Below are 8,278 nucleotides of genomic sequence, written 5' to 3'. Positions count from 1 at the left end.
GCGCTAGCGGATGCCGGGCCGTCGGCAGTTCGTCGGGGCGAGCGACCGGGTCAGCGGACCCGGCCGTAGCCGTACGGTGGCATCATGTCCACGCTGGCCAGCTCGACGGTGCGGCCGAAGGTGGGAGCGTGGATCACCTGTCCACCGCCGACGTACAGGCCGACGTGGGCGAGACCGTTGTAGAACACCAGGTCACCGGGCTGCAGTGCGCCACGGTTGATCTTCGCGACCACGTCCCACTGCATCGCCGCGTTGTGCGGCAGGCTCTTGCCGGCGGTACGCCAGGCGGCGAGCGTCAGGCCTGAGCAGTCGTAGCCGTTCGGGCCGCTGGCGGCCCAGACGTACGGCTTGCCGATGGCTCCGTAGGCGAACTCGACGACCGAGCCGGCGGCACCGGACACCGACGGTACGGTCCCGGTGTACGACGAGCCGGTCTCGCTCGCGGCACCGTACGCCCGTTCCCGCTTGTCCATCAGCTCGTCGATGTCCGCTTCGATGCTCTTCTTGCGGTCGGCGAGCTCCTTGACCTGGGCGTCCTGCTTCTTCAGGGCTGCCTGCAGCTTCTCCTGCTCGGCCAGGTAGGTCAGTTGGGTGCTGGTGAACTCGCTGAGCCGCTGCTGCCGGTCCCGGGCCAGGTGGTCCAGGGTGCCGAGCCGGTGGATGAAGCTGCCGGAGGTGCCGTCGAGCAGGGCGGTCGCGGTGCTCAACCCGCCGGTCTTGTACGCGTTGACCGCGATCTGACCGACCTCGGTCTGCGCTGCCGCGAGTTCGGCCTGCAGCGGGCCGAGCTTGGCGTCGATGTCCTCGGCCGCCGTCCGGGTGGCCTTGGCCTCCTCCCTGAGCCGGTTGTACGACTCGACGACCTTGGCCAGCTCTTCGGATTCCTTGTCGATCTGCTGCGTGAGTTCGCTGACCGTCGGCTGGGCGGTCGCGGCGGTCGCCGGTACCACCAGGCCGAGGCTTACGCCGGTCAGCATCAGGGTGCGCAGCAGAATCCGCGCTGTTGACAAGAACGCAGAACCCTTCTTCCTGGCCGCCTACCGGGTTAGCTGACGGATTCGGGCGGGAAGTTCGCCCTACCGCGGTGGACCGCGGATTCACCCCAGGTGCCGGTGGGTCCCCGGATCGCGACCGTGGAATCACTGGCTGTAACGCCAGGTAATCTCGCTACGGCGATTCGGCGGCACTGGACCGGCATCACCGCTTCCCGGTGACTGGCGACCGGACCAGCCGGTCCAACTTAGCCGCAAGGGTTGCGACCCGGAAAGTGCTGCGATCGTGATCCGCGGCATGGAACTGACTGGGGCCCGGTGACAGTTACTGGATGTGACGGCTGGCTGCTCTGGGCAACATCTCCCTGCCTTCGTGTAATCGGTCGACTGCGGTGCGTCGTCATTGGCGGGCGGTTGATCAACTGCGAATAATGCGTCATTAGTCGGTCTACGCGGTTGTTGTCATTGTGCTATACGGATAAATGGGGATGGAAGGTCTGATTCGTCATCCAGGAAGCGGCCTGCCGTACGTCATTCTGCTAGGTGGCAGAATGACTACCTTCCATCGAGTAGCTTGCTGTTTGCACAATGGACCCGCAAGGTCAGCGCCGCACGAGCCCTTCGGAGGCAGCTATGCGTGCTACTCGCCAGACCCCACCCCGACGCGGTTCCCCGGTACCCGCCCCGTCCGGCCCCAGTGTCGGACGGGCCTTCTACCGGCAGCCCGGTATCTGCGTGACCGGTGAATGGTTCGTCGTGGCCGGCCGGCGGTTCGCCGTCCGCGACCTCACCGAACTCCGGACCGCACGAGGTGCCCGCGACCGTCTCACCGGCCGGGTGATCGTGGTGACCGCCGTGACCCTGACGGCGGTCGCGGTGACCGTCGGCTACACCCGCGGGTTGGATGAGGTCAGCGCGGGTGCCTACCTCGCCATGCTGGCGGCTGCGTTCGTGCCGGTGGCGGTCGCCTGGCTCGGCGACCGGTTGCGGCCGCGGGCGTACGAACTATGGGGCCGCCACCAGGGACTGCTGGTGCTGCTGTTCAGCACCGACGACGAACGCCAGTACGGCCAGGTGAGCCGGGCGTTGATGCGGGCCCGGGAGATGTCCCGGCTGGCCGGTCTGTCCGAGCCGGTCACCATCGAGCCGTGGATGCCCGACCAGCGGTGAGCGGGCCCGGCCGCCGTGGCGGTCGTCGGCGGGCTGGTCAACGTCGGTCAGCCCGCATCCGGCCCGTCCAGTCGACGGGCGAGGTCGTGCAGCATCGCCACCGAGTCGGCCGGCGACAGGGATTCCGCCCGTAGCCGGTCGAACACATGCTGGTACGGCCGGACCTCGTCGGCCCGGTCGATGACCTCCTCGACCAGAGCGCTCTCCACGTACACCACATCGGCGTCGGCCTGGTCGGCGAAGTGCAGGATGACGAACGGACCGAGCACCGTGTTGCTCCCGGCGGTGAACGGCAGCACCCGGACCGTGATGTGGGGCGCCGCGGACATCTTCGCCACGTGCTGGAGCTGCTCGCGCAGCACCCGCGGGCCGCCGGTCATCCGGCGCAGCGCCGCCTCGTCGATGATCACCTCGATCTGCGGCGGGTCCGCGCCGAACAGCACCTCGTGCTGGCGGGCCAGTCGGATCTGCACCCGTCCTTCGATCTCGGCTGCCGGTACGTGGTGCGGGCCGTCGGCCGGGATCACCGCGCGGGCGTACTCCTCGGTCTGCAGCAGGCCGGGGAAGCTGATCGGCTGGAAGTAGCGCAGTGCCGACGCCTCCGCCTCCAGACCGATGTAGGCCGCGTAGGCGGCCGGCACCCGGTCCTTGTATCCGCTCCACCAGGCGCGCCGTCGTGCCGCCCGGGCCAACTCGACGAGATCCTGCACCTGCTGCTGGTCGCGTACGCCGTACAGGTCCAGCAGGGCCTTGACGTCGTTGGTCGAGATGCTGACCGACCCCGACTCGATCCGGATCAGCTTCGACAGCGACCAGTCCATTTGAGCGGCGACGTAGTCCTGGGTCAGCGCGGCGGCCTCGCGTGCCCGGCGTAGCGCCGCACGCAGCCGGCGACGCCCGATGGTCGGGCCCTGGTGTCGGGCAGACATGGGAAACGCTCCGGGGGAGTGCCTAGCAGTGTGCTACCTGGCTGGTTGCCACCCTGTTGCACGCTACACCGCCGCCGTCAGGTCTGCTAAGGACGGCCGGCCCCTCCGCATGGTCCGGACGGCGGTTCCGCCGGCTTTCCCGGTGTCGCCCAGTCGCGTCAGCAAGATCGAGAACTGGTACAGTCCGCCCGATTGCCTGCGTGCTCTGATGGCAAATCTACTGATTTATCCTTATTAAGGAGTCTGGGTGACTGTGACCAGCACTGCCGGTCCGGCGTGGCGTAAGAGTCGCCGCTGCGAGGCGACGACCTGCGTTGAGGTAGCCGAGATCGGCCCGGCGGTCGGGGTGCGCAACTCCACCGACCCCGGAGTGCACCTGGAATTCTCGGCCGCTGCCTGGTCGGCATTCGTCGCCGGGCTGTCCGGTGCACCGACCAGCTCCGGCGGCCACACCACGGGTTGATCCGACGCCGCACATGGCTCGGTACCACGGCCGCCGGCAACGTCGGCCGTACGCCCCGGCCGGGTCGGCCCGACCGGTGCCGGCCCGGCCCGGGGCGCTGTCAGCCGGCCACCGCCCGCCCGGTGTCAGCCGGAGAACACCTTGTCCGGCTCGGTACGCGGTTGCCCGCCCGCCCAACGGACGACCACCCGCTCGGCGTAGAACGACACGAACGGCACCGTCCCGGCCAGCATGATCGCCAGGATCCGGCCGAGTGACCAGTTGGCCCGTCGGGCCAGGTCGAACGCGGCGACCAGATAGACCATGTAGAGGAACCCGTGCGCCGGCCCGACCGTCTCGACCACGATGGCCTGGTCGAACAGGTACTTCAACGGCATGCCGACCACCATCAGCAGGATCAGCACCACGCCGACCACGTACGCGATCAGTCGGTACCGGGTGAGTGCGCCTGACACTGTCGTCCGTCCTTCTCTCTTCCGGTCAGCCCGGGTAGTCGCCAGCCCTGGCGTGCGGGTTCGCGTTCAGCCAGGCCAGGTAGTCGTTGTAGGCGGCCAGGTCCGGATCCTCCAGGCCGGGAGCAACGGTCGCGCCGGCGGTGGACCGGACCCGTACCGGTCGGCCGAACGCCTCGTCCCGGTGCCCGCTCCGCCGCGGTGCCCGGCTGTGCGGTGCCCGGCTGTGCGGTGCCCGGCTGTGCGGCGACGGCGACCCGTCGTTCGAGCCGGGTGCGGCCCGGCGGGCCTGGCGCACCTCGCGGACCCAGATGAACACCACGAACGCCGCGAAAACCGGCCATTCCACCGCGTACGCCCAGCTCAGCGTGTTGCCGGCGGCGGCCCGGCTGATCTGCCACCAGCCGAGCGCGAGGAAGCCCGTCACCAGCGCCACCGCCACCAGGTGCCGCAGGATCCACGCCGGGGTCCACAGCTGCCGCATGCAGGGAAGCGTACCGGCCGGCCGTCGGCTTCTCCGACGAGCCGTCGTAGTCAGGTGCGTGACCGCCGGCAAGCCGGGTGCCCGGTGTTTGCCGCCGGCCAGCAGGGGAACCCTACGACGGTAATGCCTCGTCGACTCCCCGGAGGCCGGAGATGACGGATTCAGCGCGGTACGGCAGTTACTCCCCGGCAGCGGCCGGTCGGCCATTCGAACCCCGGCCGGACCATCCGCCCGGTGCCGACCGGCCCTGGTCGGCACCGAGCGGACCGGGTGCCCAGACCTGGGTCGACACGATCGACGAAACCGGGATCGACCCGGTGGAGCTGGCCGACGACGAACTGCTCCGTGAGATCGGCAGCCTGCACCGGACCCGGCTGGACACGCTGCGGCACGGTACCGACGCGGCGCTGGCCAACCACCTGCACCGCACCGCCGACCTGGAGACCGAGTATCTCGCCCGGCACCCGGGCCGCGAGGTCGAGGCCGCACGGTTGCGGCACGGGAGGTGAGTCGTGCCCGCGTACGCCGAACGCGGTGTCTCCGCGCCCCCTGAGGTGGCGTTCGGCACCGCGACCGACCCCGACCGCCGGGCCGCCTGGCTTCCGGGGCCGCTGCGTCAGGCGTCGGCGGAACCCGCCCACGGCGACCACCTGCAGGCCCGGTGGTCTACGGCGGGCGGCCCGTGGGCTGCCGTGGTGCAGGTGTACCCGGTGCAGGCGGGTGGTGCCATGCTCCACCTGGAGCTGGATTGCGACCTGCCGCACGAGCAGCTGACCCGGCTCGCCGACGAGACGTTGACCAGCCTGGTCCGGGCGGTCACCGACAACCTGAACGCCGGTTGACGACCGGTCGTCAACGACCGGTCGTCAACGCCGGATGGCCGCCGGGGTGGATTTTCAGTCGGCGGTGAACCCGGGCTTCTCCATCCCGGACCAGCCGCGAGGCGTCTCCGGCTCCCGGTCCCGGTCGGTGCCTTCGATGATGTCGTGGGAGACCGCCGTGTCGTCGTGCTCGCCGGCGAAGTCCGGGTCGTCCTCGGGCGGCTGGCCGTCCGGGGTCTGGCCGAGGGCGGCGGCTGGTCGGTTCTGGTGTTCGTCCATCAGTGATCAGGCGCCTTCCGTGGAGGAATGCAGGACCTCTTCCGCCTCGTCCTGGGCGTATTCGCCTTCTGGCAGGGCGTTGATCCTGGTCAGCAGGTGAGCGGGTAGCTCAGCGGCGACCGCCCGACGGGCGATCTCGGCGCGGCTCACCCGTTCCTTGCCGAGGTAGATGTCGTCGAGCAGCGCGTACAGCTCGGCACGGGACGTCTCATCGGTCACCCCCGCCTGCTACCCCGCACGCGGCACGGCAAACAACGGTCCACGCACCGAGCCGGATCGCCGGTTTCATCCTGGCGACCGTCGGCGTTCCGCCCTCCCGGTCCGATCCGGGCACCTACGCTCGGGCCAGGAGGTGGACTCATGATCGGCACCATCTTGTGGGCGCTCGTCGCCGGCGCGATCATCGGCGCTCTGGGACGTCTGCTGCTACCCGGGCGGCAGAACATCTCGGTCTGGCTGACCATCGGCGTCGGAATCGCCGCCGCCCTGCTCGGCGGTGTGATCGCCGCCTGGCTGGGTATCGGCGAGACCGCCGGGATCGACTGGCTGCGGCACGCGATCCAGGTCGCGCTGGCGGTGTTCTTCGTCTGGATCGCCGCCCGGGTGGCCGGCCACCGGCCGACCGACGCCCCACGTCGAGCCACCCGCTGACCTTCGCCCCCTGCCGATCCCGGAGGCGGCCGTCGCGCCGGCTCCGGGCATGGTCACCAGCGAGCGCTGTCGGCTACCGCTGCGCGGCGGCCAGCGCCGCCCGGCGGTCCCCGACCGCCGTCGCCAGCCGCCCCAGGACCTGGGCGGTCTGGTCCCAACCCAGGCAGGCGTCGGTGATCGACTGTCCGTGCACCAGTTCCCTGGTCGGGTCAAGATCCTGCCGGCCGGCCACCAGGAACGACTCCAGCATCACCCCGACGACGCCCCGTTGCCCGGCGCCGAGTTGCCCGGCGACGTCCTCGACGACCAACGGCTGCCGGCGGTGGTCCTTGCCGCTGTTGCCGTGGCTGGCGTCGATGATCAGCCGCTGCGGCAGTCCGGCGGCCCGCAGCAGGTCCAGCGCGGCAGTCACCGACGCGGCGTCGTAGTTGGGCTCACCGGCACCGCCGCGTAACACCAGGTGACAGTCGGCGTTGCCGCGGGTGTGCAGGATCGCCGGCGTCCCGGACATGTCGATTCCGGGGAAGACGTGCGGCACGGCGGCGGCCCGGATGGCGTCCACTGCGGTGGCGACGCTGCCGTCCGGGCGGTTCTTCATGCCGATCGGCATGGACAGCCCGGAGGAGAGCTGCCGGTGCACCTGGCTCTCCACGGTGCGGGCGCCGATCGCTCCCCAGGCCACTGCGTCGGCGATGTACTGCGGGGTGATCGGATCGAGGAACTCGCAGCCCACCGGCAGCCCGGCCCGCAGCACCTCGAGCAGCAGCGAACGGGCGATCCGCAGCCCGGAGTTGACGTCCCCGGATCCGTCCAGGCCCGGGTCGTTGATCAGACCCTTCCAGCCGACCGTGGAACGGGGCTTCTCGAAGTACACCCGCATCACGATCAACAGGTCGTCGGCGTGCCGTTGCGCGGCGTCGGCAAGCAGGTGCGCGTACTCCAGGGCGGCGGCCGGGTCGTGCACCGAACACGGGCCGACCACGACCAGCAGCCGGTCGTCGTGTCCGTCGAGCACGCCGGCGACGGCTCGTCGGCCGTCCAGCACCCGCGCGCTGAGCTGGTCGTCGAGGGGCAGCTCGTGGTGCAGCAGGGCCGGAGTGGTGAGCGGGACGACCCGGTCGATGCGCTGGTCGGCGACGCGGCCGATGGAGGTGCTCATGTGGTGCCTTTCCTTCCGCCAGCCTCCCTGGGGAGCCGGCGCCCCCAGCCGAGCCGGCTGCTCGTTGGCATACGAAAGGGCAGGGGCTCGATGCCCGCTGCCCTTGGCCGGCTCTGGTGGGGTGACGTCAGGTCAAGGCTGAGCCACCGGCACCAGGGCCGGCTGCCTAAACCATCGATACGTGCGCGTCACGACCCACACTGTACCGGATCGGCCGCTGAGCGGCACCCCTGCCGGACGGCACCACCGGACTTCGGCCGGTCCTCGCCACCCGTTAACCCCGGTCGACATCCGTGGCCACCAGCGCCATCTAGCTTCATCGATTGCCACAAGTATCGATGGAGGTCGAGATGGATCGTCGTAGCGTACTGCGTGCCACGGTGGTCGGCGCTGGTGCCGCCGCCTTCTCCGGCAGTCTCTGGACCGGCGCCTTCGCCGCACCGGCGCAACCCGGCGCCAGCCCGTACGGGCCACTCGGCAGTCCCGACGCCAACGGCATCGCGCTACCCGCCGGCTTCACCAGCCGGGTCGTGGCCAGGTCGCGCCAGCGGGTCGGCGACACCTCGTACGTCTGGCACGACGCACCGGACGGTGGTGCCTGCTTCACCGCCGGGACCGGCTGGGTGTACGTCTCCAACTCGGAGATCTCCCGTACCGGCGGTGCCTCGGCGATCCGGTTCGACTCCACCGGCGACGTCGTCTCGGCGTACCGGATCCTGGCGAACACCAACCGCAACTGCGCCGGTGGCGCCATGCCCTGGGGCACCTGGCTCTCCTGCGAGGAGGTGGCCCGCGGGGAAGCCTACGAGACAGCCCCTCTCTTCGGCACCCGCAAGGTGTGGTGGTCAGCGCTGGGACAGTTTTTTGCCTAAGCCGAT

General features: G+C 70.1%; 12 protein-coding genes, 1 pseudogene and 1 riboswitch. Of the genes and pseudogenes, 6 read left to right on the top strand and 7 right to left on the bottom strand.

The features are described from left to right. Positions 1–50 precede the first annotated feature (50 nt). On the bottom strand, positions 51–1,010 hold the full coding sequence (locus ACXAHD_RS30065) for a C40 family peptidase (protein ID WP_475054839.1): 960 nt from the start codon (positions 1,008–1,010) through the stop codon (positions 51–53). Between the two features lie 10 nt (positions 1,011–1,020). Continuing rightward, positions 1,021–1,158, bottom strand: a riboswitch (cyclic di-AMP (ydaO/yuaA leader). Positions 1,159–1,727: 569 nt separating this feature from the next. On the opposite strand from ACXAHD_RS30065, the gene ACXAHD_RS30060 reads away from it, so the two are divergent. Next, entirely contained in the window at positions 1,728–2,162 is a 435-nt protein-coding gene (locus ACXAHD_RS30060; protein ID WP_289212411.1) for a DUF6232 family protein, read from the top strand. Positions 2,163–2,209: 47 nt separating this feature from the next. Here the strand turns inward: ACXAHD_RS30060 and ACXAHD_RS30055 are convergent, their stop codons facing one another. Further along, a complete protein-coding gene (locus tag ACXAHD_RS30055; protein ID WP_281553738.1) occupies positions 2,210–3,091 on the bottom strand; it encodes a helix-turn-helix domain-containing protein in 882 nt (293 codons plus the stop codon). 247 nt (positions 3,092–3,338) lie between these two features. Between ACXAHD_RS30055 and ACXAHD_RS30050 the strand changes: the two genes are divergently transcribed. Further along, positions 3,339–3,554 (top strand): DUF397 domain-containing protein, encoded by a 216-nt coding sequence (locus tag ACXAHD_RS30050; protein ID WP_281553739.1) that lies wholly within the window; start codon positions 3,339–3,341, stop codon positions 3,552–3,554. 125 nt (positions 3,555–3,679) lie between these two features. On the opposite strand, the gene ACXAHD_RS30045 is transcribed toward ACXAHD_RS30050, so the two are convergent. Both ACXAHD_RS30045 and ACXAHD_RS30040 read right to left on the bottom strand, forming a co-directional pair. Next, positions 3,680–4,009 carry a DUF3817 domain-containing protein gene (locus ACXAHD_RS30045; protein WP_281553740.1) on the bottom strand — a complete coding sequence of 110 codons (330 nt, stop codon included), beginning with the start codon at positions 4,007–4,009 and terminating at the stop codon, positions 3,680–3,682. 25 nt (positions 4,010–4,034) lie between these two features. Next, positions 4,035–4,490 carry a hypothetical protein gene (locus ACXAHD_RS30040; RefSeq protein ID WP_475054837.1) on the bottom strand — a complete coding sequence of 152 codons (456 nt, stop codon included), beginning with the start codon at positions 4,488–4,490 and terminating at the stop codon, positions 4,035–4,037. 152 nt (positions 4,491–4,642) lie between these two features. Between ACXAHD_RS30040 and ACXAHD_RS30035 the strand changes: the two genes are divergently transcribed. Both ACXAHD_RS30035 and ACXAHD_RS30030 read left to right on the top strand, forming a co-directional pair. Continuing rightward, the gene (locus ACXAHD_RS30035; protein WP_475054836.1) at positions 4,643–4,999 is read left to right on the top strand and encodes a DUF6158 family protein; all 357 of its coding nucleotides are present in this window, start codon (positions 4,643–4,645) and stop codon (positions 4,997–4,999) included. A 3-nt stretch (positions 5,000–5,002) separates the two neighbouring features. Beyond that, positions 5,003–5,332, top strand: a complete 330-nt coding sequence (locus ACXAHD_RS30030) for an SRPBCC family protein (protein WP_281553742.1) — start codon at positions 5,003–5,005, stop codon at positions 5,330–5,332. Positions 5,333–5,386: 54 nt separating this feature from the next. Here ACXAHD_RS30030 and ACXAHD_RS30025 read toward each other — a convergent pair whose 3' ends face one another. After that, entirely contained in the window at positions 5,387–5,590 is a 204-nt protein-coding gene (locus tag ACXAHD_RS30025) for a hypothetical protein (protein WP_123600344.1), read from the bottom strand. Positions 5,591–5,596: 6 nt separating this feature from the next. After that, positions 5,597–5,809, bottom strand: coding sequence for a hypothetical protein (locus ACXAHD_RS30020; protein WP_278167595.1), 213 nt, complete (start codon positions 5,807–5,809; stop codon positions 5,597–5,599). 141 nt (positions 5,810–5,950) lie between these two features. Between ACXAHD_RS30020 and ACXAHD_RS30015 the strand changes: the two genes are divergently transcribed. Continuing rightward, positions 5,951–6,241, top strand: coding sequence for a GlsB/YeaQ/YmgE family stress response membrane protein (locus tag ACXAHD_RS30015; protein WP_281553743.1), 291 nt, complete (start codon positions 5,951–5,953; stop codon positions 6,239–6,241). A 73-nt stretch (positions 6,242–6,314) separates the two neighbouring features. On the opposite strand, the gene ACXAHD_RS30010 is transcribed toward ACXAHD_RS30015, so the two are convergent. Next, on the bottom strand, positions 6,315–7,400 hold the full coding sequence (locus tag ACXAHD_RS30010; RefSeq protein WP_281553744.1) for a 3-deoxy-7-phosphoheptulonate synthase: 1,086 nt from the start codon (positions 7,398–7,400) through the stop codon (positions 6,315–6,317). Between the two features lie 350 nt (positions 7,401–7,750). Between ACXAHD_RS30010 and ACXAHD_RS30005 the strand changes: the two are divergent. Continuing rightward, positions 7,751–8,263: pseudogene (locus ACXAHD_RS30005) on the top strand (alkaline phosphatase PhoX); the annotation flags it as partial. Between the last annotated feature and the right edge of the window lie 15 nt (positions 8,264–8,278).

Source organism: Micromonospora sp. ABR4_055 (assembly GCF_056160425.1).
This window is presented reverse-complemented; position numbering and strand designations above follow the sequence as displayed.